This is a genomic window from Bradyrhizobium sp. 197 (assembly GCF_023073375.1).
In the GTDB taxonomy this organism is placed as follows: Bacteria; Pseudomonadota; Alphaproteobacteria; order Rhizobiales; family Xanthobacteraceae; genus Bradyrhizobium.
On record NZ_JADPJJ010000092.1, the window covers coordinates 145,019 to 169,240 of the forward strand.

General features: G+C 64.4%; 26 protein-coding genes. 11 read left to right on the forward strand and 15 right to left on the reverse strand.

Annotated elements, in window-relative coordinates; genetic code table 11:
• Positions 1 to 44: 44 nt before the first annotated feature.
• Together IVB27_RS21080 and IVB27_RS21085 are read right to left on the reverse strand one after the other, a co-directional pair.
• Positions 45 to 1,199, reverse strand: coding sequence for a DUF4175 family protein (locus IVB27_RS21080; RefSeq protein WP_247339921.1), 1,155 nt, complete (start codon positions 1,197 to 1,199; stop codon positions 45 to 47).
• Complete coding sequence (locus tag IVB27_RS21085; protein ID WP_247445167.1) at positions 1,187 to 3,136, reverse strand: TIGR02302 family protein; 1,950 nt, start codon at positions 3,134 to 3,136, stop codon at positions 1,187 to 1,189. Before IVB27_RS21085 ends, IVB27_RS21080 begins: the two co-directional genes overlap by 13 nt.
• Before the next feature lie 164 nt (positions 3,137 to 3,300).
• Between IVB27_RS21085 and IVB27_RS21090 the strand changes: the two genes are divergently transcribed.
• Together IVB27_RS21090 and IVB27_RS21095 are read left to right on the forward strand one after the other, a co-directional pair.
• Positions 3,301 to 3,681, forward strand: coding sequence for a carboxymuconolactone decarboxylase family protein (locus IVB27_RS21090; RefSeq protein ID WP_247445168.1), 381 nt, complete (start codon positions 3,301 to 3,303; stop codon positions 3,679 to 3,681).
• A gap of 99 nt (positions 3,682 to 3,780) precedes the next feature.
• Positions 3,781 to 4,680, forward strand: coding sequence for an NAD(P)-dependent oxidoreductase (locus IVB27_RS21095; protein ID WP_247445169.1), 900 nt, complete (start codon positions 3,781 to 3,783; stop codon positions 4,678 to 4,680).
• Between the two features lie 140 nt (positions 4,681 to 4,820).
• On the opposite strand, the gene IVB27_RS21100 is transcribed toward IVB27_RS21095, so the two are convergent.
• Entirely contained in the window at positions 4,821 to 5,147 is a 327-nt protein-coding gene (locus IVB27_RS21100; protein ID WP_018453248.1) for a DUF1330 domain-containing protein, read from the reverse strand.
• A gap of 134 nt (positions 5,148 to 5,281) precedes the next feature.
• Positions 5,282 to 5,980 carry a winged helix-turn-helix transcriptional regulator gene (locus IVB27_RS21105; RefSeq protein ID WP_247445170.1) on the reverse strand — a complete coding sequence of 233 codons (699 nt, stop codon included), beginning with the start codon at positions 5,978 to 5,980 and terminating at the stop codon, positions 5,282 to 5,284.
• A 183-nt stretch (positions 5,981 to 6,163) separates the two neighbouring features.
• On the opposite strand from IVB27_RS21105, the gene IVB27_RS21110 reads away from it, so the two are divergent.
• A complete protein-coding gene (locus tag IVB27_RS21110) occupies positions 6,164 to 6,682 on the forward strand; it encodes an SRPBCC family protein (protein ID WP_247445171.1) in 519 nt (172 codons plus the stop codon).
• Between the two features lie 73 nt (positions 6,683 to 6,755).
• Here IVB27_RS21110 and lysA read toward each other — a convergent pair whose 3' ends face one another.
• From lysA to argH, 3 genes are all read right to left on the reverse strand, one after another.
• Positions 6,756 to 8,021 (reverse strand): diaminopimelate decarboxylase, encoded by a 1,266-nt coding sequence (gene lysA / locus IVB27_RS21115; RefSeq protein ID WP_247445172.1) that lies wholly within the window; start codon positions 8,019 to 8,021, stop codon positions 6,756 to 6,758.
• Positions 8,022 to 8,044: 23 nt separating this feature from the next.
• Entirely contained in the window at positions 8,045 to 8,335 is a 291-nt protein-coding gene (lptM, locus tag IVB27_RS21120) for an LPS translocon maturation chaperone LptM (protein WP_247445173.1), read from the reverse strand.
• 92 nt (positions 8,336 to 8,427) lie between these two features.
• A complete protein-coding gene (gene argH / locus IVB27_RS21125; protein ID WP_247445174.1) occupies positions 8,428 to 9,825 on the reverse strand; it encodes an argininosuccinate lyase in 1,398 nt (465 codons plus the stop codon).
• Positions 9,826 to 9,931: 106 nt separating this feature from the next.
• Here argH and tlpA point away from each other — a divergent pair, with 106 nt between their 5' ends.
• Positions 9,932 to 10,621: a thiol:disulfide interchange protein TlpA gene (tlpA, locus tag IVB27_RS21130; protein WP_524536497.1), complete on the forward strand. Its 690-nt coding sequence runs from the start codon at positions 9,932 to 9,934 to the stop codon at positions 10,619 to 10,621.
• Here the strand turns inward: tlpA and IVB27_RS21135 are convergent.
• The 6 genes from IVB27_RS21135 to IVB27_RS21160 all read right to left on the reverse strand — a co-directional run bounded on the left by IVB27_RS21135 (position 10,618) and on the right by IVB27_RS21160 (position 14,715).
• Positions 10,618 to 10,812, reverse strand: coding sequence for a hypothetical protein (locus IVB27_RS21135; RefSeq protein ID WP_247339907.1), 195 nt, complete (start codon positions 10,810 to 10,812; stop codon positions 10,618 to 10,620). The two genes, tlpA and IVB27_RS21135, sit on opposite strands and share 4 nt — an antisense overlap.
• A 220-nt stretch (positions 10,813 to 11,032) precedes the next feature.
• Positions 11,033 to 11,914 carry a 3-hydroxybutyryl-CoA dehydrogenase gene (locus tag IVB27_RS21140; protein ID WP_247339905.1) on the reverse strand — a complete coding sequence of 294 codons (882 nt, stop codon included), beginning with the start codon at positions 11,912 to 11,914 and terminating at the stop codon, positions 11,033 to 11,035.
• A gap of 209 nt (positions 11,915 to 12,123) precedes the next feature.
• The gene (locus tag IVB27_RS21145) at positions 12,124 to 13,074 is read right to left on the reverse strand and encodes an electron transfer flavoprotein subunit alpha/FixB family protein (protein WP_247339904.1); all 951 of its coding nucleotides are present in this window, start codon (positions 13,072 to 13,074) and stop codon (positions 12,124 to 12,126) included.
• Positions 13,074 to 13,823 (reverse strand): electron transfer flavoprotein subunit beta/FixA family protein, encoded by a 750-nt coding sequence (locus tag IVB27_RS21150; RefSeq protein ID WP_247339903.1) that lies wholly within the window; start codon positions 13,821 to 13,823, stop codon positions 13,074 to 13,076. Before IVB27_RS21150 ends, IVB27_RS21145 begins: the two co-directional genes overlap by 1 nt.
• Positions 13,824 to 13,946: 123 nt before the next feature.
• Positions 13,947 to 14,519 carry a cob(I)yrinic acid a,c-diamide adenosyltransferase gene (locus IVB27_RS21155; RefSeq protein ID WP_247339901.1) on the reverse strand — a complete coding sequence of 191 codons (573 nt, stop codon included), beginning with the start codon at positions 14,517 to 14,519 and terminating at the stop codon, positions 13,947 to 13,949.
• Between the two features lies 1 nt (position 14,520).
• Entirely contained in the window at positions 14,521 to 14,715 is a 195-nt protein-coding gene (locus tag IVB27_RS21160) for a twin transmembrane helix small protein (RefSeq protein ID WP_247339988.1), read from the reverse strand.
• 204 nt (positions 14,716 to 14,919) lie between these two features.
• Here IVB27_RS21160 and IVB27_RS21165 point away from each other — a divergent pair, with 204 nt between their 5' ends.
• Positions 14,920 to 15,813, forward strand: a complete 894-nt coding sequence (locus IVB27_RS21165; protein ID WP_247339897.1) for a YihY/virulence factor BrkB family protein — start codon at positions 14,920 to 14,922, stop codon at positions 15,811 to 15,813.
• On the opposite strand, the gene IVB27_RS21170 is transcribed toward IVB27_RS21165, so the two are convergent.
• Complete coding sequence (locus IVB27_RS21170) at positions 15,740 to 17,035, reverse strand: ATP-binding protein (protein ID WP_247339895.1); 1,296 nt, start codon at positions 17,033 to 17,035, stop codon at positions 15,740 to 15,742. The two genes, IVB27_RS21165 and IVB27_RS21170, sit on opposite strands and share 74 nt — an antisense overlap.
• Positions 17,036 to 17,139: 104 nt before the next feature.
• A complete protein-coding gene (gene gluQRS, locus IVB27_RS21175; protein ID WP_247445175.1) occupies positions 17,140 to 18,012 on the reverse strand; it encodes a tRNA glutamyl-Q(34) synthetase GluQRS in 873 nt (290 codons plus the stop codon).
• Between the two features lie 112 nt (positions 18,013 to 18,124).
• Between gluQRS and IVB27_RS21180 the strand changes: the two genes are divergently transcribed.
• From IVB27_RS21180 to IVB27_RS21205, 6 genes are all read left to right on the forward strand, one after another.
• Positions 18,125 to 18,772 (forward strand): DNA-3-methyladenine glycosylase family protein, encoded by a 648-nt coding sequence (locus IVB27_RS21180; RefSeq protein ID WP_247445176.1) that lies wholly within the window; start codon positions 18,125 to 18,127, stop codon positions 18,770 to 18,772.
• Between the two features lie 91 nt (positions 18,773 to 18,863).
• Positions 18,864 to 19,949, forward strand: a complete 1,086-nt coding sequence (locus tag IVB27_RS21185; protein WP_247445177.1) for a DUF2855 family protein — start codon at positions 18,864 to 18,866, stop codon at positions 19,947 to 19,949.
• Positions 19,950 to 20,025: 76 nt separating this feature from the next.
• On the forward strand, positions 20,026 to 21,795 hold the full coding sequence (locus tag IVB27_RS21190; RefSeq protein WP_247445178.1) for a flavin-containing monooxygenase: 1,770 nt from the start codon (positions 20,026 to 20,028) through the stop codon (positions 21,793 to 21,795).
• Positions 21,796 to 21,857: 62 nt separating this feature from the next.
• The gene (locus IVB27_RS21195; protein WP_247445179.1) at positions 21,858 to 22,835 is read left to right on the forward strand and encodes a peptidyl-alpha-hydroxyglycine alpha-amidating lyase family protein; all 978 of its coding nucleotides are present in this window, start codon (positions 21,858 to 21,860) and stop codon (positions 22,833 to 22,835) included.
• A 222-nt stretch (positions 22,836 to 23,057) separates the two neighbouring features.
• Entirely contained in the window at positions 23,058 to 23,615 is a 558-nt protein-coding gene (locus tag IVB27_RS21200; protein WP_247445180.1) for an HNH endonuclease, read from the forward strand.
• Positions 23,616 to 23,974: 359 nt separating this feature from the next.
• On the forward strand, positions 23,975 to 24,196 hold the full coding sequence (locus tag IVB27_RS21205) for a dodecin (protein WP_247339886.1): 222 nt from the start codon (positions 23,975 to 23,977) through the stop codon (positions 24,194 to 24,196).
• Positions 24,197 to 24,222: the final 26 nt, after the last annotated feature.

The window sequence follows — 24,222 nt, forward strand, 5'->3', positions numbered from 1 at the left end:
GGATATCGCTGCGCTCATCCGCGCGACGAAAGCTGCGGCAGCCTCTAAAAATCCTTCAGCAGCCGCTCGATATAGTCGAGCTCGATCTGCGGGCGCGAGCTATCCCCCAAGCGGCGGCGGAGCTCTTCGAGGATGCGGCGGACGCGCTGGGCGTCGATCTCGCCGGGAATCTTCACCGTGTAGTCGTCGCTCAGATCGCGGCCGTGAAGGGGGCGACCGAGCGGATCGGTCTGATTGCCGCCGCTCTGCTGGCGACCGGCACGATTGCCGGGACCATCGCCCTGCCCGTCGCCATCGCCCTGCTGCATCGCCTCGGCCATCTTCTGCGCGCCCTTGCGCAAGGCGTCGAGAGCTTTCCCTTGCGCGTCCACGGCACCGTCGGAATTGCCCTCGCCGAGCTGCGAGCCGGCATCGCCCATGGCCCCGTCGGCGGCGTCCAGACTGCCGTCGTCATCACCCTGGTCGCCGTCCTGATCGCCATCCTGGCCCGGCTGTCCCTGCTCACCTTGCTGACCCTTCTGGCCTTTCTGATTCTGACCCTTCTGCCCCTTCTGCGTGAGGCCGCGCTTGGCGAGCTCGTCCTGCAGCTTCTTCAGGCGGTCGCGCAGCGACTGCTGATCCTGCTGGAGGTCCGACATCGACTGGTCGCCCTGCTGCTTGCCGCGCGAGCGCTCACGCCGGGAGTCCTGGCCCTGCTTGAAAGTCTTGTCGCGCAATTGCTGCTGCTTGCGGATCATGTCGCTGAGCTCGTTGAGCGCCTGCTCCATGTCGCTGTCGCCGGATTGCCCGGGCTGCGCCATCTGGAGATTTTCCATGATCTGCGCGAGCTGCTCGAGCATGCGCTGGGCCGCCTCGCGATTGCCTTCGCGCGCCGCCTTCTCGATCTGTTTCAAGAGCTCGTCCAGGTCGCGTTGCGTGATGACGGAACGATCGCGATTGGAGGATTGGCTTTTTTCCGTCGCGCGCTTGTAGTCCTCGAGCTTCTGAATCGCATCGGATTGGTTGTTCAGGCTGCGTCCGGACTCCTTTTGCCTGAGACTGTCGCCGGACTCCTGCATCGCCTTTTCCGCGCTGTCGAGCAGCGCGTCGGGATCCTGATCCTGCTGCGCCGAGACCGCAGCGGGAAAGCCTCCCAGGAGGAGGGCGAGACAGGCGATCGACATCGCCTTCAAGGCTGGCACGCGCGCTAGCTTCCGCATTTCCGGTCCCGCGTAAACTGATTGGCCCCGTCCTCGCCCCCCTTCGCCCGGCTGCCCGCCGACTTCCGATAGGCCTGCAGCTGCTGGCGCAAGACGTCCTGCTGCTGCGCCAGCTCTTCGAGCTGCTCGGGCGTGGCATGCTGGGTCTTTTGTCGCAGCTCGACCGACTTGTCGAGAATGAGCTGAACCTCTGCGGGGAACGGCTGCCGGGGTCCAAGCGGATTCTGCTCGGCGCGCCGCGCGAGATCCCGCACCTTGCCGGCCATCGCCTCGCGCAGCTTTTGCGTCAGCGCCTTGATCTCCTCCTCGCTGGCGCCGCGTTCCAGCGCCCGCTTGAGCGCATCCTGCGCGGAGCGCAGCGCGGCGTTGACGCTGCCGGCGACACCGTCGTCCTCGATGGTGACCGCAAACGCCCACATGCTTCCCACCACCTCGCGCAGCGCGTCGTCGGTGCGGGCGGCTTCCACCTGGAGCGCCAGGCTGCGCAGGCCGAGATAGCAGCCTGCATCCGGCGTGAACAATTCGGGCGCGATCATCAGCGCGTCGAGCGCGGCATAGACATCCGAGTTCTTGTTGGCGTCGAGCGCGAGGATGCGGCGCTGCTCGATCAGCGCGCGCGCGAGCGAGTTGGTGAACAGCCGCTCGGGCAGGCGCATGTTGAAGGGTTCGCTTTTGGCCTCGTTGCCGGCCTCGTCCTTGGCGGTGAGGGTCAGCGTGACGTCGGCGCCGGCATAGGGGTCCTCGCTGAGGTCCTTCACCGTCTGGCCGACGCCGTTGCGGGTGCGCGCATTCGGCAGTACGAGCGGGAATTGCGGCGGCTGGAATAGCGGCCGCGCGGCGACCTTGGTGTCGGCTTCCTTGGTGTCGGCGTCCTTGCTGCCGTCTTTGGCTTCGGCGGGGCGCAGGCCGATTTGCGCGGCGGCGCCGGTGACGCCGTAATCGTCCTCGATCTTGTAGGAGAGCTGGAGCCCACCGCGGGCCTGACGCTCGGGATCCTTCGCAAGGGCGATCGTCGGCGCGCGGTCCGGCGTTGCCGCAAACGCCCATTGCGGCTGCCCGGAGGGCGCGCGGACATGCGCGGTGCCGTCACCGGTGATGGCAAAATGCTTCTCGTTGGTGCCCTTGGGCGTGGCTTCAGCGGGGGCGACCTCCTTGAGGCCGCCGGAGATCACGACATCGAGGCTGCCGCCGGAGGAGCGCACGATCAGGGTCGAGCCGGCGGGAACGGCAAGCGGGCCGCTGGCGGGCAGCGCCGCGGCCTCCTTGTTGGCGGCCGACAGGATGACCGGCGGCTTGCCGGTGTAGAGCGGCGGCGTGACCCAGGCGTCAACGCGAACGTTGGTCGGCGCCAGCACGCCGTTCCAGTCGAAGGCTGCGCCCAGCCGCATCGCACGCTCGTCGCCGGCGGCGAAGAAGGTCGCTACCAGCATCACCATGACCAGCGCGCGGAGCGCCCAGGGATCATGCAGAGCGAGCCGCGGGTTCGGCAGACCGGCGCGGATGCGCTTGATCGAAGCCAGCGTGCGCTCGCGCTGTGCCTGCCACAACGCCTGCGCAACCGGATCCCGCGAGCTCAACGTGTCCGTGAGGGTGGTGGCCGGCCGATGACGGATGCCGGAGCCGCGGTCGAGCCGGGCAAGCGCCTCCTCGCGGCTCGGCCAGCGGAAGCGACGCACCGGGAACAGGACGGCAATCGCCATTCCGGCGAAAACGACGAGACCGATAGCGCGGGCAACGAACGGCAGCACCAGCCAGAGGCCGGCCCAGGACACCACCAGGAACAGGCCGACGACGGTGAGAAGCCGTGCCAGATTCGGCCAGCCACGCTCCCACGCGATGGCATAAGTGGCCCGCTTCAGGGCCTGCGCCAGCTTCAGCCGCGACAGAGCGTCGCCATCGCGGATCGGGTCTGACGGCTCGGGGATGACGCCGTTCAATCAACTCTCCAGGTTGCCCGGTAGAGAAGCTACCACAACGGCAGCACTGAGGCATCCGTTCCTGTGCGGGAGACACCCCTTTTCCCGCATAACACGAGGACGTGACTGCCCCGCCGCAACCCCCTAATTTCCGCGCCGCCATCCAAGGAACCGAAGGAAACGCCATGGACAAGATGCACGACAAGGGCCTGGAAGTCCGCAAAGCGGTGCTGGGCGAGGCGTATGTCAACAACGCCCTGAAGAGCGTCGATGATTTCAACCGTCCGTTCCAGGAGATGCTCAACGAATATTGCTGGGGCACGGTGTGGGGCCGCGAGGAGCTGCCGCGCAAGACCCGCAGCATGCTCAACATCGCGATGATCGCGATCCTCAACCGCCAGCACGAATTCCGCGCCCATCTGAAGGGCGCACTGACCAACGGCGTCTCCCGCGACGAGATCCGCGAAATTCTGATGCAGGTCGCAATCTATGGCGGCATGCCGGCAGCAGTCGACAGCTTTCGCATCGCGCGCGAGGTGTTCGCGGACATCGATGGGAAGGCGTGAGCTAGACTAAACCGCTCTCAACTCTATTGCTCCGTCGTTGCGAGCGAAGCGAAGCTTCGTCGCTTCGCTCCTCGCAATGACGACGGGAAGGAAAACACCATGGACATCGGATTCATCGGCCTCGGAAACATGGGTTTCTCGATGGCGCGGCGGCTGATCGAGGCGGGACACAAGCTGATCGTGTTCGACACGCGCCAAGAGGTTCTCGACAAGCTGGTGGCGCGCGGCGCCAGCGCTGCGACATCACCGAAAGACGTGGCCGACCAGGTCGAGACAGTCATGGCCAGCCTGCCCTCGCTGCAGGCTTCGCTCGCGGTTGCGACGGGACCGAACGGCGTGATCGAGGGAAGCCGCGTAAAACGCTTCATCGATCTCTCCACCGTCGGCTCGCAGATGGCGGCGAAGATTCACGGCCTGCTCGCCAAGCATGACATCGTGCAGATCGACTGCCCTGTCTCCGGCGGCGTCGGTGGTGCCGAGAAGGGCACGCTGGCGGTGATGGTCTCGGGGCCGAAAGCAGACTTCGAACTGCTCAAGCCCGCGCTCGACGTCATCGGGAAGGTGTTCTTCATCGGCGAGAAGCCAGGCGCGGCGCAGACCATGAAGCTCGCCAACAACTTCCTATCGGCAACCGCGATGGTGGCGACGTCGGAAGCCGTCGTGATGGGCGTGAAAGCCGGGCTCGATCCCGCCGTGATGATCGACGTCATCAATGCCGGGTCCGGCATGAACACCGCGAGCCGCGACAAATTTCCGCGCGCGGTGCTACCGCGAACGTTCGACTTCGGTTTCGCCACCGGACTGATGGTGAAGGACGTGCGGCTGGCGCTGGAGGAGATGAAGCAGCTCGGCCTGTCGATGGAGGTCGCCGATGCGGTCGGCCGGTTGTGGGAGACCGTGATCAGCGCCGAAGGCGCAGAGTCCGATTTCACCGCGGCGATCAAGCCGATCGAGAAGAAGGCGGGTGTTGTGGTTGGCGGGACAATTGCCCGCAGCTAGCACCGGCGCAAGCGCAGCGCTGGTGACTGGCACTGCGCTGCGCTGCTTGGCTCGGTCGATCGAGCGTGGAAGGAAGCCTATGTGTGGGCCGGGCATAGTGTGCGCCTGCGCCCGGGTCCGATATCTTACGAAGATGCGGTTCAAGCCTTGGCGAGGTAGGGAATCGTGCCGGCCAGATCGGTGTCGTCGATCAGCTGGAAGCGGCTCTCGCTGCCGCCCCGGCGCGCCGCGGCGAAGCGGCCATAGGCCGGATCGGTCACGAAGGATTCCGCTGCCTTCGCCGTGGGAAACGACATGATAGCAATCAGGGAGGTGTCGAGGGGAGCACCTTCGAGGGTTTTCACGTTGCCGCTGCGGGAAAGATATTTGCCGCCGTGCTTGTGCACCAGTTCGTGGACGGACGCCGCGTAATCCGGCACCCACTTTCCGTCAGTCACTTTAATGTCCGCGATCAGATACGCTGTCATGTCGTGTCTCCTGGCTCGAGTTCAGCTCCGCCTTGATAGGGGCGGGCATGACTTGGGTGCCAGAACACGGCGGCGGCTCGCCAGTACGGGAACTGTAGCGGGGCGATACAAATACTGAATCGAGCCGCCCTGCATCAGCTCGCCAGCTTGCGTTCCTTGGCGAACGGGCTGAGGCCCAGCCAGCTTTGCATGGCTGCGGCAAGCTGCCTTTCGCCGGTAAGCAGCATCCGCCGGCTGGCGATGGCCGCGCGCACGGTATCGAGCCCCATCCAGATCGCCGTCATGGTGCGCAGATCAACCGACACGTAAAGATCGACGTCGAAACCGGGATCAATCGAGCAGAGGTCGACGCTGTCGTCGGGATCGACAATCAGCCACCACAATCGCTGCGTTGAAGGCAATTCCGGATAGGCGAACTGCAGCACGCTGCGGTGGCTCGGCATCGGAGTCGTGTTCAGATTCCGCCGCATGTCCCACATCAACAGCTGGACATCGAGATGCTGAAGCGACAGATCCGATTCGATGCGGCGCTGCCCCCAGATGCCGAACGCCTCGACGATGGGACCGAGTTCGCGTCCGGCGGCGGTCAGCTGATACTCGATCACGCCGCGCTCGGAAGCCGACGGCTGGCGGATGACGATGCCTGCGGCTTCGAGCTCCTTCAGGCGCTGCGAAAGCAGCGCAGGCGACATGCGCGGAACGCCGCGGCGCAACTCGTTGAACCGGGTCGAGCCGGCGACGAGCTCACGTAGCAGCACGACGGTCCAGCGCGTGCATAATATCTCGGCCGCCATCGCGACCGGACAGAACTGCCTGTAGCTGCCGATGGTCATGCGGGCCTCCGTGACAAGCGAGAGCGGAACCTTAGGGCCGATGCGCGCGGCTTCCTAGTTCAGATTCTGTATTGCGCTCGGTTCATTTGCTGAACTGGCCGCGGGCGGCGGACATCGTCTATCCGACCGGCATTGCAAGCCAGACCGGCCGCCGTCGCGGTCCATCAGACAACGGAGATTGATATGAAGAAGCACGTTTCAGCGGCGTTCAGACCCCTTGCCTCGCTAAACAAGGCGGCGATTTGCGTGATCGGCCTCGGCGCCGGCGTGATGCCGGCTTCCGCAGCCAACCTGACGCGCAGCATTGAGGTCAGCGGCGCAGCGGCCGAGGTGTGGTCTGTCATCGGTCCATTCTGCGCGATCAAGGACTGGCTGCCGCCGGTCGGCATGTGCATCGAGGACGGCAAATCGCCGCCGACCCGAACGCTCGTGACCAAGGACGGAAAGGCCGCGTTCGTCGAGGCGCAGACCGGGCGCGACGACAGAAGCTACAGCTATTCCTACGCGTTCCTAACCAGCCCGTTGCCGGTGAGCCAGTACAAGTCGACCATCAAAGTCACCGCGAGGGGCGAGGCGGTATCGGTGGTGACCTGGACCGGAATCTACACGCCCGTTCCCGGCAAGGAGAAGGACGCGATCGACGCTTTGAGCGGCGTCTACGATTCCGGCCTCGCCTCGATCAGGGACAAGTTCAAGAAGTAGGCCGGACACCCGACCGGCTGGATGAGCGCGGACGGTGTCTGCGCTCATCGGGCGCAAGGCGCCGACGTGATGCTCACAGCCACGGCGCCGGCGTATCCATCGCGATCAGCTGCTCGACCTCGATGCGCGGACGCACGACCGCATACTGGTCGCCCTTCACCAGCACCTCGGGCACCAGCGGCCGCGTGTTGTAGGTGCCGGCCTGCACCGCGCCGTAGGCGCCTGCGGTCATGATGGCGAGGAGATCGCCAGGCTTCGGCGTCGGCAAAGTGCGATCGAGGGCGATGTAGTCGCCGGTCTCACAGACCGGGCCGACGACGTCAGCCGCGATCGTGGCCGCGCCCTTCGCCGGCTGTGTCACCGGCAAAATGTCGTGATGGGCTTCATACAGTGTCGGACGGATCAAATCGTTCATGGCGGCGTCGATGATGACGAAGTTCTTGCCGTCACCGTGCTTCACATAAATGACCTTGGCGACGAGGATGCCGGCATTGCCGACGATCATCCGGCCCGGCTCGAACATCAGCGTGCAGCCGAGATTGTGGCTGACGCGCTTGACCATGGCGGCATAGACGTCCGGCGCCGGCGGCGCCTCGCGATCCATGTAATAAGGAATGCCGAGACCGCCGCCGAAATCGACATGCGAGATGTTGTGGCCGTCTGCGCGCAGCGTCTGCACGAATTCGGAGAGGATGCGGAACGCGATCTCCATCTTGGAGAGGTCGGTGATCTGGCTGCCGATATGCACGTCGGTGCCTGTGACCTCGATGCCCGGCAGCTTCGCGGCGCGCGCATAGACCTCGCGGGCATAGGCGATGGGGATGCCGAACTTGTTCTCGGACTTGCCGGTCGAAATCTTTGCGTGCGTGCCGGCATCGACATCAGGATTGACGCGGATCGAGATGCGCGCGGTCTTGCCCGCCTCGGTCGCGAGCCGCGACAGCAGCTCGAGCTCGGGCTCGGATTCGACGTTGAGGCAGAGGATGTTGGCGGCCAGCGCCGCTCGCAGCTCGTCTTCCGTCTTGCCGACGCCGGAGAACAGGATCTTGCTTGCCGGGATGCCGGCGGCCAGCGCGCGCTTCAATTCGCCGCCGGAGACCACGTCCGCGCCGGCCCCCAGCTTGGCCAGCGTGCGCAGCACCGACTGGTTGGAGTTCGCCTTCATGGCGTAACAGACCAGCACCTTCTCGCCGGCGAAGGCGTCGGTGAAAACGCGATAGTGCCGCTCAAGCGTTGCGGTCGAATAGCAATAGAACGGCGTGCCGACGGTTGCAGCCAGCTCGGACAGGTTAACCGCCTCGGCGTGCAGCACGCCGTTGCGATAGTCGAAATGGTTCATGGTGTTGGCTCGGTTGCCCCAGCCTATCGGCTGGGTCTTTCGTCCAGGAGCGGGTCGAGGATGAACGGTCTCTTTTTGCCCTTGGTCGCCGCCGGTGCGGCGTCCGCGCCGTAGGTGGGATTGAACACGCTCGGCGTCTTCTGGGCTTCGGTCTCGGTGTCGGTCGGCGGCGCGACGTTGGCCGTGGACGCGCTGGAGGCGGTCGGCGGCAGATCCAGCGGGCCCTTGCGGCCACAGCCGGCAAGCGCGAGCGCCATCAGGCTCAAGACAATGATGGCCCACCCCGAGCCGGCCGGGCGAAACTTTGACGTCACGACGAAATCCCCACTATGCGGCGCACCATACAGAGATTGGCGCGCTCTGGCGAGAGCCGGATGACCATGAAACATAAGCGAAATTTTGCCCCTCAGCCCAATTTTCGCTCTTTTTCCAACCGCCTCAGCCAGGCCTTGGCCTGCGATGCCACGTTCTTCGGCGCGGTGCCGCCAAAGCTGGTCCGGCTCTTCACCGACGATTCGACCGAGAGCACGCCGAGCACGTCCTTTGTGATGTCAGGTTCGATCGCCTGCATCTCCCTCAGCGGCAGCTCGTGCAGTGCCACGCCGCCCTCGGCGGCTTTCGCGACGATGTGGCCGGTGACGTGGTGGGCCTCGCGGAACGGCATCTTCAGCGTCCGCACCAGCCAGTCGGCAAGGTCGGTCGCGGTGGCGTAGCCTTCGCCTGCAGCAAGCTTCATCTTCGCTTCATCGGGGACGAGATCGCGGACCATGCCGGTCATGGCGCGGATCGCGAGCGACAGCGCGGCGAAGCCTTCCATGGCGCCCTGCTTGTCCTCCTGCATATCCTTTTGATAGGCGAGCGGCAGACCCTTCATCACGATCAGCAGGCCGTTGAGCGCGCCGATGACGCGGCCGGTCTTGGCACGCACCAGCTCGGCGGCGTCAGGATTCCGCTTCTGCGGCATGATCGAAGATCCGGTGGTGAACTTGTCGCTGAGGCGGATCATGCCCACCAGCGGCGAGGTCCAGATCACGATCTCCTCGGCAAAGCGCGACATGTGCACGGCGCAGATCGAGGCCGCCGACAGCGTCTCCAGCACGAAGTCGCGATCGGAAACCGCATCGAGCGAGTTCGCCATCGGACGATCAAAACCGAGCGCCTTCGCCGTGGCGTGCCGATCGATCGGGAATGAGGTGCCGGCGAGCGCGGCAGCTCCGAGCGGAGATTCGTTCAGCCGCTTGCGCGCATCCTGGAAACGGCCGCGATCGCGCGCGGCCATCTCGACATAAGCGAGCAGATGATGACCGAAGGTCACGGGCTGCGCGGTCTGCAGATGAGTGAAGCCGGGCATGACCGTTCCGGCATGCTCCAGCGCGCGCTCCACCAGCGCCTGTTGGAACGCGGCGAGCGCGGCGTCGGTCGCATCGAGAACATCGCGGACATAGAGACGGAAATCGGTCGCGACCTGATCGTTGCGCGAGCGCGCGGTGTGGAGACGGCCGGCGGCCGGGCCAATCAGCTCGGACAGGCGGCTCTCGACATTCATGTGAATGTCCTCGAGCGCACGCTTGAATTCGAAGCTGCCCTTGCCGATCTCTGACAAAATCGTGTCTAGACCCTTGCCGATATTTTTCGCATCAGAGGCCGTGATGATGCCCTGTGCGGCAAGCATCGCGGCGTGGGCCTTGGACGCGGCAATGTCCTGGGCAAAGAGGTGACGATCGACGTCGATGGAAACGTTGATCTCTTCCATGATCTCATCGGGACGTTCCGAGAACCGGCCGCCCCACATCTTGTTGCTCATGATCGCCTGCTCACGCCTTGCCTGTCGCCGCCGCACGTTTGCTGACGGCTGCCAGCCGTATTAAGAGGCCTCTGATAGCCATATCTGCGACCGGATGACAAACGATATGCTCGACCCCAACGACATGCTCGACCCAAGGAAAGCGCGGTTAGCCACGCGCCGGATCCCCGTCGTCATCGCCACCGTGGTGGTCGGGGGCCTGGCAGGCTTTGCTGCGCTGTACGGGCTGGGCCTGAGCCGGGCTCCATCCGGCGATCCGGCCTGCCGGGCGGCCGTGGCGACGGCCTCGAGGATCGCCCCCCTCGCCCATGGCGAGCTGGCGGCCCTGACCATGGCGAGCGCGCCGTTGAAGCTGCCGGACCTCGCCTTCGAGGACGCCGACGGCAAGCCGAAGAAGCTGTCCGACTTCCGCGGCAAGACGCTTCTGGTAAATCTCTGGGCCACCTGGTGTGTGCCCTGCCGCAAGGAGATGCGGGCGCTGGACGAGCTTCAGGGCAAGCTTTCAGGCCCCAATTTCGAGGTGGTGGCGATCAATATCGACACCCGCGACTCCGAGAAGCCCAAGACCTTCCTGAAAGAGGCCAGCCTGACCCGGCTCGGCTATTTCAACGATCAGAAAGCCAAGGTTTTTCAGGATCTTAAGGCGATAGGCCGGGCGCTGGGCATGCCCACCTCGGTGTTGGTCGACCCGCAAGGTTGCGAGATCGCGACGATCGCGGGACCTGCGGAATGGGCAAGCGAGGACGCGCTCAAGCTGATCCGGGCTGCGACAGGCAAAGCCGCCGCGGCGTTCTAGGCGGAAATATTGAGATTGCCGCCGACGCCGGCACCGACATTGGCGAGCGAAGGTTGTCCGGCGCCGAGCAGCGTCAGGACGGTGGATTTCTCCGCATCCGCGCTCTGCTTCATCAGCGTCGCCGAGATATTCGACTGCAGCGCGCCTTGCTGAGCGGCCAGCATGCTGCTGACCATCGCCATCATGTCCATTACGCGAACCCTCGTACTGGGCGTAACCTAGAGGCGAGCGGTTAACGCGACATGAATTGTCACGAAGCGGATGCAGGCAGGATGGGCGGTGCCCGCGTCCCGGACGCGGCGCGGCATGCTATGACGCGACGCAGAGCCGGGATCCATGCTTCAGCCTGCACGCGGCCTCTGGGCTCCCGGCCTGCAGCGGTTCGTGCTGCGTCCGGGGCACAAGACCCCTCTACCTTGTCGGAACCGGCTTAGCGCCGCGGTAGTCGTAGAAGCCGCGCTGGGTCTTGCGGCCGAGCCAGCCCGCCTCGACGTATTTCACCAGCAGCGGGCACGGACGATATTTGGAGTCGGCGAGACCCTCGTGCAGCACCTGCATGATGGACAGACAGGTATCGAGGCCGATGAAATCGGCGAGCTCCAGCGGGCCCATCGGATGATGCGCCCCGAGCTTCATCGCCGCGTCGATCGCCTCGACGTTACCCACGCCTTCGTACAGCGTGTAAATCGCCTCGTTGATCATCGGCAGCAGGATGCGGTTGACGATGAAGGCCGGGAAATCCTCGGAGACCGCGACCTGCTTGCCGAGCTTGGCGACGAATTCCTTGGACGCCTCGAAGGTGTGGTCGTCGGTGGCGATGCCGCGGATCAGCTCCACCAGCTCCATCAGCGGCACCGGATTCATGAAGTGAATGCCGATGAAGCGCTCGGGCCGGTCGGTGGCGGCGGCAAGCCGCGTGATCGAGATCGAGGAGGTATCGGAGGCGACGATCGCCTCCGGCTTCAACACCGCACAGAGCTCGTGGAAAATCTTGCGCTTGACCTCTTCCTTCTCGACCGCGGTCTCGATCACGAGATCGCAGTCCGCGAGATCGTCCAGCTTCTCGCCGGCCACGATACGCGCCATCGCCGTGGCTTTGTCGTCCTCGCTGACGGCCTTCTTGGAGACCTGGCGCGCCAAATTGCCGTTGATCGTGGCCATGCCTGACTTGAGGCGGTCGGCCGAAATGTCGTTGAGCACGACGTCGAAACCGGCCAGCGCAGCGACATGCGCGATGCCACTGCCCATCTGCCCAGCGCCGATCACGCCGACCTTCTTGATTACTGCCGCCATAATATCATCCACCGGAACGGCGCGCTGCTAACCGCGCCTGCCTATCCCCTGAGCCGGGAAGTCTGATTTAATCAGAAACTCGATTAGATCAGAATCCTGCCTCGAAACCTAGATTGGATCGCTTCGAAGGCGTGCCCCACGCCAAAGAAAACGCCTCAAAAAGCAACACCGGCCGGAGTTTATACCTCCGGCCGGTGTTTTTACGCGTTTTACTTGCCGAGCTTGCCGAGTTCGGCCGTCAGCTCCGGAACCGCCTGGTAGAGGTCAGCGACCAGGCCGTAATCGGCAACCTGGAAGATTGGCGCGTCCTCGTCCTTGTTGATCGCGACGATCACCTTGGAGTCTTTCATACCGGCCAGATGCTGGATCGCGCCTGAAATGCCGATCGCGACATAAAGCTCGGGGGCCACGACCTTGCCGGTCTGGCCGACCTGCCAGTCGTTGGGCGCATAGCCGGCATCCACCGCCGCCCGCGAAGCGCCGACGCCGGCGCCGAGCTTGTCGGCGAGCGGCTCGATGTACTTTGCGAAGTTCTCACGGCTCTGCATGGCACGACCACCGGAAACGATGATCTTGGCCGAGGTCAGCTCCGGACGGTCGCTCTTGGCGACTTCCTCGCCGACGAAGGACGACAGGCCCGGATCGGCGGCCGCTGCGACGCTTTCGACCGACGCGTTGCCGCCTTCACCCGCCGCAGCGAAGGTGGAGGTGCGCACCGTGATGACCTTCTTGGCGTCCTTCGACTTCACCGTCTGGATGGCGTTGCCGGCATAGATCGGGCGCTCATAGGTGTCGGGGGCGACCACCTTGGTGATCTCCGAGACCTGCATGACGTCGAGCAGCGCGGCGACGCGCGGCATCACGTTCTTGAAGCGCGAAGTCGCGGGAGCGACGAACGCGTCATAGGACGGGGCCAGCGAGACGATCAGGGCGGCCAGCGGCTCGGCAAGATCGTGCGCGTAGAGGTCGCCCTCGGCGACGAGCACCTTGGCGACTCCGGCAAGCTTCGCGGCAGTATCCGCCGCAGCCTTGGTGCCCTGCCCGCCGCCGGCAACCAGCACGTGGACGTCACCGCCGAGCTGGGAAGCTGCGGTCAGCGCCTTGTTGGTGGAGTCCTTGAGGACCTCCTGTTCGTTTTCGGCAATCAGCAACGTCGTCATCAGAGCACCCCGGCTTCGTTCTTGAGCTTCGACACCAGCTCGGCGACGTCCTTGACCTTGACGCCGGCCTTGCGGCCCGCGGGCTCCGTCGTCTTGAGAACTTCGAGGCGTGCGGTGACGTCGACGCCGTAGTCGGCAACGCTCTTGTCCGCGATCGGCTTCTTCTTGGCCTTCATAATGTTGGGCAGCGAGGCGTAGCGCGGCTCGTTGAGACGGAGATCGGTGGTGACGATCGCCGGTCCCTTCAGCTTCACTGTCTGCAAGCCGCCGTCGACTTCGCGGGTGACCTTGAAGTCAGAACCATCGACCTCGAGCTTCGATGCAAAGGTCGCCTGTGACCAGCCGAGCAGCGCGGCCAGCATCTGGCCGGTCTGGTTGCTGTCGTCGTCGATCGCCTGCTTGCCGAGAATGATCAGGCCCGGCTGCTCTTCGTCTGCGATCTTCTTCAGTATCTTGGCGACCGCGAGCGGCTCGACCGCGCCGTCGGCCTTCACCAGGATGCCGCGATCGGCGCCCATGGCGAGACCGGTGCGGATCGTTTCCGACGCCTGCGCCGGTCCGATGGAGACCACCACGACTTCGGTCGCCTTGCCGGCTTCCTTCAGGCGCAGCGCTTCCTCGACTGCGATTTCGTCGAACGGGTTCATCGACATTTTGACGTTGGCGAGTTCAACGCCCGATCCATCGCTCTTGACGCGAACCTTGACGTTGTAATCGACCACCCGCTTTACCGGCACCAAGACCTTCATCGATCCTCTTTCACTCAATTCAGGAGGGGGTTATCAACTGGCGCGGAACCTAAAGGCCTGATCAGGCCCGGTCAACGCGCGAAGGGGGCTAATTTTGCCCCCAGAAGTATGCCCCTCAATGGGTCAGCGATTCTGCCCGGGAACCCAGAGCACGTCGCCGGCGCCGTCATGGTTGGCAGCACGGCTGGCCACGAACAGAAAGTCGGACAAACGGTTCATATACTGGATGCCAGCCGCGCCGACGGGCTCGCCGGGCCGGGCTGCCAGTTCCACCATCACGCGTTCCGCCCTGCGGCAAATCGTACGGGCGACGTGTAGGTAGGCGGCGACCGGCGTCCCGCCCGGCAGCACGAAGGAAGTCAGCGGCATCAGCTTGTCGTTGAGCGCGTCGATGTCGCGCTCCAGCCGCTCAACCTGGCTCGCCACCACCCGCAGCCGCTCGGCTTTGCCTTCACGCTCCGGGACCGCAAGGTCGGCGCCGAGATCGAACAAATCGTTCTGGATCCGCCCGAGCATCGCGTCGAGCTCGGACGCGTCCTTTGTGTACAGACGAACGACGCCGATCGCAGCATTGGTCTCGTCGACCGTGCCATAGGCCTCGATGCGCAGATCGTATTTCGGCCGGCGCTCGCCCGAGCCGAGCGCTGTCGTGCCGTCGTCACCGGTTTTCGTATAGATGCGGTTGAGCACGACCATGTTAACGCCCCATCGCCCACACGGCGAGCATCGCGATGACGATCGCCACGAACTGAAGCAGCACGCGCCAGCGCATCAGCTTCTGCGAGGTGTTGGGCGAGCCGCCGCGCATCATGTTGATGAGACCGAGCAGCAGCACCAACGCCACGGCGCCGACCGCGATCGGCAGGATGAAAGTACTCAGGAGGGATGCCATCCGAGGGTAGATAACACCCTGCGCGCCGGTCCGCCATGGCGTTCCCGATCTGGCTTTTAAGCCAATAATATCAGAAGCTAGCTGGATGAATCTGGATTTGCGCGAATTGCCCATCCTCCTCGCCGATCCCCGCTTGCGGGGCGAGGCCGGAATGCGCTCCCCGCGCGCGGCAAGAAGAAGTGGCAACAGCAGTGTAGGTGGCGCGTGAAGGCGATCCGCACCATCTACGTCGTCGTGATGGACGCGTTCTACACGTTCCTGGCCGACGATGGCTGGGCGATCGCGAGCCACATCGCACTGTCGACGCTGATGGCGCTGTTCCCGTTCCTGATCGTGCTGACCTCGCTGGCCGGCTTCTTCGGCTCCAAGGAACTCGCGGACCAGGCCGCAAGCCTGATGCTTCAGGTCTGGCCCAAGCAAGTCTCCGATTCGATCTCGGGCGAGGTGCACGACGTTCTCACCACGACCCGCTCCGGCGTACTGACCGTCGGCGCAGTGCTGTCGGTCTACTTCGCGTCGAACGGCGTCGAGGCACTCAGGGTCGCGTTGAACCGCGCCTATGCGGTGGTCGAGATGCGGCGCTGGTACTGGCTACGTCTGGAGTCGATCGGCTACACGCTGGTCGCCGCCTTCACAGCACTTGCCATGGCGTTCCTGATCGTGCTCGGCCCGCTCCTCATCGAGGCGGCGCGGCGCCACATTCCGCTGTTCGTCGAGTCCAACGAGAGCATCCTCACCTGGCTGCGCTACGGCATCACCGTGGGCGCGCTGGTGGTGGCGCTGCTCATCCTGCACGCCTGGCTGCCGGCGGGGCGGCGCGGCTTCCTCCAGATCCTGCCCGGCATCGTGTTCACCATCGTGGCGTCGCTGATATCAGGCATCGTGTTCGGGCAATATCTGGCGCGCTTCGCCAACAATTACGTGACGATGTATGCGGGGCTCGCCTCGGTGATCATCGCGCTGGTGTTCCTGTACTTCATCGCCGCGATCTTCGTTTTCGGCGGCGAGCTCAACGCCGCGATCATCAAGTCGCGGCTTCCTCACGGCGTGTCGCTTCAAGCAGCGCAGTCGCTAAAGCCCGCGGAGACACAGGCTTGACCAGAAAAGCGTCGGCGCCGGCCTCGCGTGAGGCGACTTCGTCCTCGCCGCGACCGGACACCCCGATGATGGGGATCTGAGCCAGCGGCGTTGCCATGGTGCGGATCCGTCTGATCGCCTCGACGCCATTGATGCCAGGCAACACCATATCCATCAGCACCGCGTCGAACGCACCCTGCGCGAGCCGGTTCACCGCGTCTTCGCCGCGCCCGATGAATTCGGCATGATGGCCGAGCTCTGTCAAAATGGTGTTGAGCACGACGCGGCCGAACGGATTATCCTCGACGCTGAGCACGCGCAGCGCCGCGACCGCATCCGCCTCGGCTTCGCCCTTCGATTTGCGGGGCTTGCCCGATCCCGTCGCGTCCAGTGACATCGTCAGCGTGAAGGTGGCGCCGCCACCACGACGTGGGGCGACGGTGATGTCGCCGCCCATCGCGCGCGCCAGTTGCTTCACCGAGGACAGGCCCAAGCCCGCGCCGCCGAAGCGCGAGGCGATGGTGACATTGGCCTGGGTGAACGGGCGGAACAGCCGCTTGATCTCGGCCATGGTGAGGCCGATGCCGCTGTCGGACACCGCGAAGGCGACACCGACCCTGCCTTTGCCCTTTGTTTTGCCCTTGCTCTTGTCCTTGCTCTTGGCGGAACGCCAAGGCGCGACCGCGAGCGCCACGCCGCCGTGCTCGGTGAATTTCACGGCATTGTCGATCAGATTCTCGAGTGCTGCCCGAAGGCGGACGGGATCACCGACCACCAGCCCCGGCAGCTTCTCGGAGATGTCGACCTCGGCCTGGAGGCCCTTGGCCGCAGCGCGACCGGCCAGCGAATCGCCGGCGTTGCGGGCCAGCGTCCGCAGGTCGAACAAATCCTGCCGCAGCGTGCTTCCACCCCCGACCCCCTTGCCGGCCCCCTTGCTGGATCTGGCCGCATCCACGAACAGAGTGGCAAGGCTGGCCAGATGCTCGGCACCGGCCTTGATCGTGTCGGCCCAGCGCCGTTCCCGCTCGCCGAGATCGGAGGTCGCGAGCAGGTCGCTGATCGCGAGAATACCGGTCAGGGGGGTGCGGACTTCATGGGCAAAGGCGGCAAGCGCGGCCTGGACTACGTCCGGCTTGGCCGCCTTGGTGCTGCGCTTAGGCAGCCGGGCGGCCGGCCCTGACCGCTTCCGAGCCACTCGCTTGGACGTCCGCGTAGTGCGCGCTGCGCGCGTTTTCGCCGCCATAACTCCCCTTCGAAGTATCCCCTTCGAACCCCGGGCCGTCGCGCGAGCATGGCATGGCGGCACGCCCGGAGTCACGGCGGCGTTTGGCTAACCCCCAGAGAAACTTAACCTAATCCCACCAACCGGCGGATACCGGCCGGCGTGACGTCTGCCGCGCGCAACTCGCGCAGACCGGTCGCCCGGGTCGATTTCGACAGCTTCCGCCCCATCTCGTCGCAAATCAGCCGGTGATGGTGGTAGGCGGGCTCCGGCAGGCTGAGCAGTATCTGAAGCAGGCGGTGCACCGAGGTGGAGTGAAACAGGTCCTGGCCCCGTACGATCTCGCTGACGCCCTGGAGCGCGTCGTCGACGACCACCGACAGATGGTAGCTGGTCGGGGTCTCCTTGCGGGCCAGAATGACGTCGCCCCAGGCTTCTGGCCGCGCCGGGACGATGCCGCGCTCACCATCGGGCCCCACGCCCAGCTCGTTCCAGGTCAGGCCGGCGGCGCGGCGGCAGGCGGCCGCCATGTCGAGCCGAAGCGCATAAGGCGCACCGATGTCGATGAGCCGCTCGCGCTCGCCGGCGGACAGCGATTTTCCGTCGCCGGGATAGAGCGGCGCGCCGTCGGGATCGCGCGGCCATGGCCCATCCGCTTCGCGGGCCGCAACCCGCCTTGCGATCTCGGCGCGGCTTTCGAAGGCGGGATAGACCACGCCGAGCGCCGAGAGCCTGTCCAGCGCCGCGCGATACTCGCCGAGATGCTCCGACTGCCGCCGCACCGGCGTCTCCCAGGCGATGTCGAGCCAGGCGAGGTCCTCGTAGATCGCCGTCTCGAACTCCGGCCGGCAGCGCGTCGCATCGATATCCTCGATCCGCAGCAACAGCCGCCCGCCGGCGTCGCGCGCGCGGTCGGAATTCAACAGCGCCGAATAGGCGTGGCCGAGGTGCAGGTAGCCGTTCGGACTGGGGGCAAATCGGAAAACGGGTGGCGACATATGCACAGATCTCGTCATGGCCGGGCTTACCCGATCATCCATCTTCCAAGACTCTGTTACGATAGGAGATGGATGCGCGGGTCAAGCCCGCGCATGACGAGTTGAGCAAGCAATGACCATCCACCTCGAAACCCAGTCCGATCTCGAAGAGGCCGTCCACGCTCTGATCAAGCGCGATCCGCGGCTCAAGCCGGTGCTCGCGACGGCCGGCATGCCGGCATTGCGGCGGCGCGAGCCGGGTTTTGCCGGGATCGCGCATATCATCTGCGGGCAGCAGCTCTCGACCGCGAGCGCCGCGGCGATCTGGGGGCGGCTGTCCACAGCGTTTGATCCGTTCGATCATGAGGCGGTGCGCCGCGCCCGCACCGACCGGCTAGGGCGGCTCGGTCTGTCCGCCGCCAAGATCAAGACGCTGAAACATCTTGCGCGCGAGATCATCGCGGAGCGCGTGAACCTCGACGTGCTGGCGGAGGAAGATGCCGACGCCGCGCATCACACGCTGATTTCGCTGCCCGGCATCGGCCCCTGGACCGCAGACGTCTATCTGCTGTTCTGCCTCGGCCATGGCGACGCCTGGCCGGCCGGCGACCTCGCCGTGCAGGAAGGCATCCGCATCGGGCTGGGTTTGCCGGCGCGGCCGACGGAGAAGCAGATGGTGCCGCTCGCCGAACCCTGGCGTCCCCTGCGCGGCGCCGCCGCGCATCTGTGGTGGAGCTACTACCGTGCGGTGAAAAAGCGCGAGGGCGTGCTGACGGCCTGAGCAGCCGAACGGCGTTTTAAACTATGTTGCTGTTGCAAAAGCATCATCGGTGAATGATGAGATGCCGACGAACAGAGCCGGGATCAAAGCCATGACATCGATCGACTTCGTCGTTGCGAAAGATGACCTCGACCAGTGCAAGGTGATCGCGACCGAGCTTCCCGGCGCGGATGCGCTGCCGCCTGACGCCCTGCTCGTGAAGGTCGAGCGCTTCGCCTTCACCGCCAACAACATTACTTATGCGGTGATGGGCGACGAGTTGAAATACTGGCAGCTCTTTCCCGCGCCGAACGGTTTTGGCAACATTCCGGTGTGGGGCTTTGGCGAGGTGATTGCCTCCAGGCATCCGAACGTCGCCGTGGGCGAGCGGCTGTTCGGCTATTTCCCGATGGCGACGCATCTCGTCATTGAGGCCGCGGACGTCAACAAGCGCGCTCTTCGTGACGGCGCCGAGCATCGCAAGCAGGTGTCGCCGGTCTACAATCTCTATTCCCGCGTTACGGGCGATCCTGCCTTTGCCGGCCATCAGGGCGACCTTCAGGCGCTGCTGCGGCCGCTATTCATGCTGTCGTTCCTGGTCGACGATTTTCTCGCCGAGAACGACGATTTCGGCGCGCGGACCGTGCTGCTGTCGAGCGCTTCAAGCAAGACCGCGTTCGGGCTCGCACATCTCCTGCACACGCGCGGCCGTAGGGTGATCGGACTGACCTCGGCCGGGAACACGGACTTTGTCACGTCGCTCGGCCGCTATGACCAGATCGTCACCTATGACCGCGTGACGTCGCTGCCGCCGGACGTTCCCGTCGCCTTTGTCGACATGGCCGGCAACAGTGCGTTGCGCGCCGGACTGCACCGACATTTCGGTGAGCGGATGAAATGCTCGGTGCGCGTCGGATTGACGCATCGCGCCACTGACGCCGACGAAGGCGAATTACCCGGTGCCAAACCGCGCTGGTTCTTCGCGCCCGACCAGATCCGCAAGCGCGCCAAGGAATGGGGCCCGGGCGGCATCGAGCAACGTTTTGGTACGGCATGGTCCGGCTTTGCGTCGCTCCTGGAGAGAAGCCTGACCGTGGTCGATAGCCACGGCCCCGAGGCGGTGCGACAAATCTACCTCGACACGCTGAAGGGCCGTATTCCGCCTGAGCAGGGCCACATGCTCTCGCTGCTCGGGTAAAGCGCTTTTGGCGTAGGCTTATCCAGTATAGCGTCGACCTCAGAGGAAACGCCGCGAAGACGGCAAGAGGTCGCGCATGCTCGACAAGACCAAGGATATTTATGCATCTGCGCAAGCCTGGCTTGATCAGTTCGAGCGCACGCTGGGTGAGGCCGGCACGCTGGATGGGCTGTTCCTGGTCGAAAGCTATTGGCGCGACGTGCTGGCACTGAGCTGGAACCTGCAAACTATCGCCGGCCGCGACTCGATCAAGCGGGAGCTGACAACGCTTGCGGCAAAGGTCGCGCCGGGCAGCTTCAAGATCGCACCGAACCGTGCGCCGCCGCGCTGGGTGACGCGCGCCGGCACCAGCAATATCGAAGCAATCTTCAATTTCGAAACCGTACTGGGACGCGGCAGCGGCATCGTCAGGCTTATGCCCGACGCTGCCGACGGCGACCGGTTGAAAGCGTGGACGCTGCTCACCGCGCTCGACGAGCTCAAAGGGTTCGAGGAACAGCTCGGCACCTCGCGGCCGCGCGGCCAGGCCTATTCGCGCGACTTCCGCGGGCCGAACTGGCTCGACCTGCGCAACGCCTCGTGTGACTACACTAATCGCGATCCCATCGTGCTGGTGGTCGGCGGCGGCCAGGCCGGCCTTGCGATTGCGGCAAGGTTGAAGCAGTTGGGGGTCGACACCCTGATCGTCGATCGCGAGGCGCGGATCGGGGACAATTGGCGCAAGCGCTATCACGCGCTGACCCTGCATAACCAGGTGCAGGTCAATCATTTGCCCTACATGCCGTTTCCGCCGAGCTGGCCGACCTATATCCCCAAGGACAAACTCGCCAACTGGTTCGAAGCTTACGTCGATGCGATGGAGCTGAACTTCTGGACCGGCACCGAATTCGAGGGCGGCGCCTACGACGATGCAAAAGGCCACTGGACGGTCACACTGCGGCACGCCAACGGCAGCAAGCGCATCATGCATCCGCGCCATGTGGTGATGGCGACCGGCGTCAGCGGCATCGCAAATGTGCCTGTTATTCCGACCCTCGATAACTTCAAGGGCACGCTGCTGCATTCGAGCCGCTACGAGGACGGCGAGAACTGGACAGGCAGGCGCGCCATCGTCATCGGCACCGGCAATAGCGGCCACGACATCGCGCAGGATCTTCATTCCAGTGGCGCGGAAGTAACGCTGGTGCAGCGTTCACCCACGCTCGTCACCAATATCGAGCCGTCGGCCCAACTTGCTTATGCCACCTACAACGAAGGCACGCTCGAGGACAATGATCTGATCGCGACCTCGATGCCGACGCCGCTCGCGAAGAAGACCCATGTGATGCTGACGGAGCAGTCGAAGGAGCTCGACAAGGAGCTGCTCGACGGACTCTCCCGCGTCGGCTTCAGGCTCGATTTCGGCGAGGCCGGCACCGGCTGGCAGTTCAAATACCTCACCCGCGGCGGCGGCTATTACTTCAACGTCGGATGCTCCAACCTGATCGCCGAAGGCGCGATCAAGCTCAGGCAGTTTTCCGATATCGAGGGTTTCGTCACCGAGGGCGCGCGAATGAAGGATGGCACGACCCTTCCGGCCGACCTGATCGTGCTCTCGACCGGTTACAAGACGCAGGAATATCTGGTGCGGAAACTGTTCGGCGACGACGTCGCCGACCGGGTCGGCCCGATCTGGGGCTTTGGCGACGGCCTCGAGCTGCGCAACATGTATGCGCGCACCAGGCAGCCCGGCCTCTGGTTCATCGCCGGCAGCCTCGCACAATGCCGGATCAACTCGAAATATCTCGCACTCCAGATCAAGGCGATCGAGGAAGGGATTTTGGCGCGTGAGGCGGGCGCAACTTGAGCCTCTCCGTCATTGCGGATGCAAACGAGCACGACAGAAATAGCTATAGGAAGGGACCACCCATGCCAGCCATTCTCGGCACCGGCGAACACCGCTACCGCGTCGTCGAAAATTTCGCGAAACTTCCCGACGGATGGCAGCTCACCGACGTCGCTTCGGTCGCGGTCGACAGCAAGGACCGCGTCTACGTCTTCAATCGCGGGGCCCATCCGATGGTCGTACTGGACCGCGAGGGCAGTTTTCTCGGCAGTTGGGGCGAAGGTCTGTTCTCGCGCGCCCATGGCCTGCACATCGATGCCGACGACAATCTCTATTGCACCGACGACGGCGACCACACCGTGCGCAAATGCACCACCGACGGCAAGGTGCTCCTGACGATCGGCATTCCCGAAAAACCATCACCGTTCATGAGCGGCGATCCCTTCCACCGCTGCACCCACACCGCGCTGTCGCCGAAGGGCGAAATCTATGTCTCCGACGGCTATGGCAATGCGCGCGTGCACAAGTTCACGCCCGATGGCAAGCTGATGAAGAGCTGGGGTGAGCCCGGCACCGATCCCGGCCAGTTCAATATCGTGCACAACATCGCCACCGACTCCGACGGTTTTGTCTATGTCGCCGACCGTGAGAACCACCGCGTGCAGGTGTTCGACGGCAACGGCAGGTACGAGACGCAGTGGAACAATCTGCACCGCCCCTGCGCGCTGTGCTGTTGCGGCGGCGGCAAAACCCCGACCTTCGTCATCGGGGAACTCGGCCCCGGCCTCGCCGTCAACCGCAAGGTGCCCAATCTCGGCCCGCGGCTGTCAATCGTGGATGCGAAGGGCAACCGCATCGCGCGGCTCGGCGGCGAGGAAGGCCCCGGCGTTGCGAGCGGAAAGTTCTTGGCCCCGCACGGCATCGCGCTGGATTCTAGAGGCGACATCTATGTCGGCGAGGTCGGCGTCACCGACTGGAAGACCAGCTTTCCGGACGAGGAGATGCCGGCGGCGGTGCGCGGGACGCGATGTTTGCAGAAGCTGGAGCGGGTGCGGGAGTAGCTGCCCCAGCAACGCCGCGACGCGCTGTCAGGAAGACGCCGGCTCCCCCGACGTCGTCCTCATTCCCGCAAATCACGGCGTTTTTGAGCGCTTTGCCACTTCCCGGCCGCATTGCTTTGCGCCGGAATAACTCGCTCAACGGGCTTCACAATCCCGTCACGCTGCATGTAGTATGTCAGTACATGCTGCTTCGCAGCGTACATTGGAGGCCAGGAGCGTTACTTGAACGCACATGTCTCGCAAGGTCATTGGCCGGTGTTGGTGCTGAATGCGGACTTCCGGCCGCTGAGTTACTATCCACTGTCTTTGTGGTCGTGGCAGGACGCGATCAAGGCGGTGTTCCTCGACCGCGTCAACATCGTCGCGCATTACGATCAGGCGGTGCATAGTCCCACGCTGCAAATGCAGCTGCCGAGCGTCGTCTCACTCAAATCCTTCGTCAAGCCGACCACCCACCCCGCCTTCACCCGGTTCAACGTCTTCCTGCGCGATCGCTTCAACTGCCAATATTGCGGCTCGCCCGAAGACCTCACCTTCGACCACATCATCCCGCGCAGCAAAGGCGGCCAGACCACTTGGGAGAACGTGGTCGCGGCCTGCTCGCCTTGTAATTTGCGCAAGGGCAATCTCACGCCGGTCCAGGCAAAAATGTTTCCGCGCCAGCACGCCTTCGCGCCGACCGTGCACCAGCTCCACCGCAACGGCCGGCTGTTTCCGCCAAACTATCTGCATGATAGCTGGCTGGATTATCTCTACTGGGACACGGAGCTGGATCCGTAGGGTTCAGAGGCAGCGCCTCACACCCCGATCGCATTCCTTGCCACCACGTCGCGATAGAACGCCGCACTGAGTTTGGGCACGCCCGCCTGCGTTTCGAAATCGACCCGGTACATCGGAACGGGCAAGAGCAGCCCCGCGACCGTGCACCAATTCGGGAGCGCAGTGCGCAGGCGCGACCCACATTTCCGTGCGCTTAAAAAAAGAAGCCACGGCCATGGACAGGGTCTAGCGGGGCGAGCGCCGGGGGACGGAACCCGAAGCGCCGGCATCCGTTCAGAGTCGAGGCTGGATGTCTTGCGAGCGCCGACTGTCCGCGACAGACATAGGCGGCTTCGCCACAGCAAAAGGGGAGAATGGTTATGCCTACAAGCGAGACGGATCACGTCTACAAAATCCTGGAACTGGTCGGATCGTCGGAGACCTCGATCGAGGATGCGATCAAGAACGCGATCAGCCGTGCCGCCAAGACTCTTCGCGAGATGAAATGGTTCGAGGTGGTGCAGACGCGCGGCCACATCGAGAACGGTGCCGTGCGCCACTACCAGGTCACACTACGCGTCGGCTTCACGCTGGATGGATGATACGGCAACGGGCGAAGCCGTCACGC

What these genes read in the sequence shown, in the direction of transcription:
- lysA (WP_247445172.1), bottom strand. Translation starts at nt 8,021, where the DNA reads ATGAACCATTTCGACTATCGCAACGGCGTGCTGCACGCCGAGGCGGTT.
- IVB27_RS21170 (WP_247339895.1), bottom strand. Translation starts at nt 17,035, where the DNA reads ATGGCGGCGAAAACGCGCGCAGCGCGCACTACGCGGACGTCCAAGCGA.
- IVB27_RS21105 (WP_247445170.1), bottom strand. Translation starts at nt 5,980, where the DNA reads ATGACCATCGGCAGCTACAGGCAGTTCTGTCCGGTCGCGATGGCGGCC.
- gluQRS (WP_247445175.1), bottom strand. Translation starts at nt 18,012, where the DNA reads ATGTCGCCACCCGTTTTCCGATTTGCCCCCAGTCCGAACGGCTACCTG.
- IVB27_RS21135 (WP_247339907.1), bottom strand. Translation starts at nt 10,812, where the DNA reads ATGGACATGATGGCGATGGTCAGCAGCATGCTGGCCGCTCAGCAAGGC.
- IVB27_RS21180 (WP_247445176.1), top strand. Translation starts at nt 18,125, where the DNA reads ATGACCATCCACCTCGAAACCCAGTCCGATCTCGAAGAGGCCGTCCAC.
- IVB27_RS21205 (WP_247339886.1), top strand. Translation starts at nt 23,975, where the DNA reads ATGCCTACAAGCGAGACGGATCACGTCTACAAAATCCTGGAACTGGTC.
- IVB27_RS21110 (WP_247445171.1), top strand. Translation starts at nt 6,164, where the DNA reads ATGAAGAAGCACGTTTCAGCGGCGTTCAGACCCCTTGCCTCGCTAAAC.
- IVB27_RS21145 (WP_247339904.1), bottom strand. Translation starts at nt 13,074, where the DNA reads ATGACGACGTTGCTGATTGCCGAAAACGAACAGGAGGTCCTCAAGGAC.
- IVB27_RS21100 (WP_018453248.1), bottom strand. Translation starts at nt 5,147, where the DNA reads ATGACAGCGTATCTGATCGCGGACATTAAAGTGACTGACGGAAAGTGG.
- argH (WP_247445174.1), bottom strand. Translation starts at nt 9,825, where the DNA reads ATGAGCAACAAGATGTGGGGCGGCCGGTTCTCGGAACGTCCCGATGAG.
- IVB27_RS21150 (WP_247339903.1), bottom strand. Translation starts at nt 13,823, where the DNA reads ATGAAGGTCTTGGTGCCGGTAAAGCGGGTGGTCGATTACAACGTCAAG.
- tlpA (WP_524536497.1), top strand. Translation starts at nt 9,932, where the DNA reads ATGCTCGACCCCAACGACATGCTCGACCCAAGGAAAGCGCGGTTAGCC.
- IVB27_RS21160 (WP_247339988.1), bottom strand. Translation starts at nt 14,715, where the DNA reads ATGGCATCCCTCCTGAGTACTTTCATCCTGCCGATCGCGGTCGGCGCC.
- IVB27_RS21140 (WP_247339905.1), bottom strand. Translation starts at nt 11,914, where the DNA reads ATGGCGGCAGTAATCAAGAAGGTCGGCGTGATCGGCGCTGGGCAGATG.
- IVB27_RS21090 (WP_247445168.1), top strand. Translation starts at nt 3,301, where the DNA reads ATGGACAAGATGCACGACAAGGGCCTGGAAGTCCGCAAAGCGGTGCTG.
- IVB27_RS21155 (WP_247339901.1), bottom strand. Translation starts at nt 14,519, where the DNA reads ATGGTCGTGCTCAACCGCATCTATACGAAAACCGGTGACGACGGCACG.
- IVB27_RS21190 (WP_247445178.1), top strand. Translation starts at nt 20,026, where the DNA reads ATGCTCGACAAGACCAAGGATATTTATGCATCTGCGCAAGCCTGGCTT.
- IVB27_RS21195 (WP_247445179.1), top strand. Translation starts at nt 21,858, where the DNA reads ATGCCAGCCATTCTCGGCACCGGCGAACACCGCTACCGCGTCGTCGAA.
- IVB27_RS21095 (WP_247445169.1), top strand. Translation starts at nt 3,781, where the DNA reads ATGGACATCGGATTCATCGGCCTCGGAAACATGGGTTTCTCGATGGCG.
- IVB27_RS21185 (WP_247445177.1), top strand. Translation starts at nt 18,864, where the DNA reads ATGACATCGATCGACTTCGTCGTTGCGAAAGATGACCTCGACCAGTGC.
- IVB27_RS21080 (WP_247339921.1), bottom strand. Translation starts at nt 1,199, where the DNA reads ATGCGGAAGCTAGCGCGCGTGCCAGCCTTGAAGGCGATGTCGATCGCC.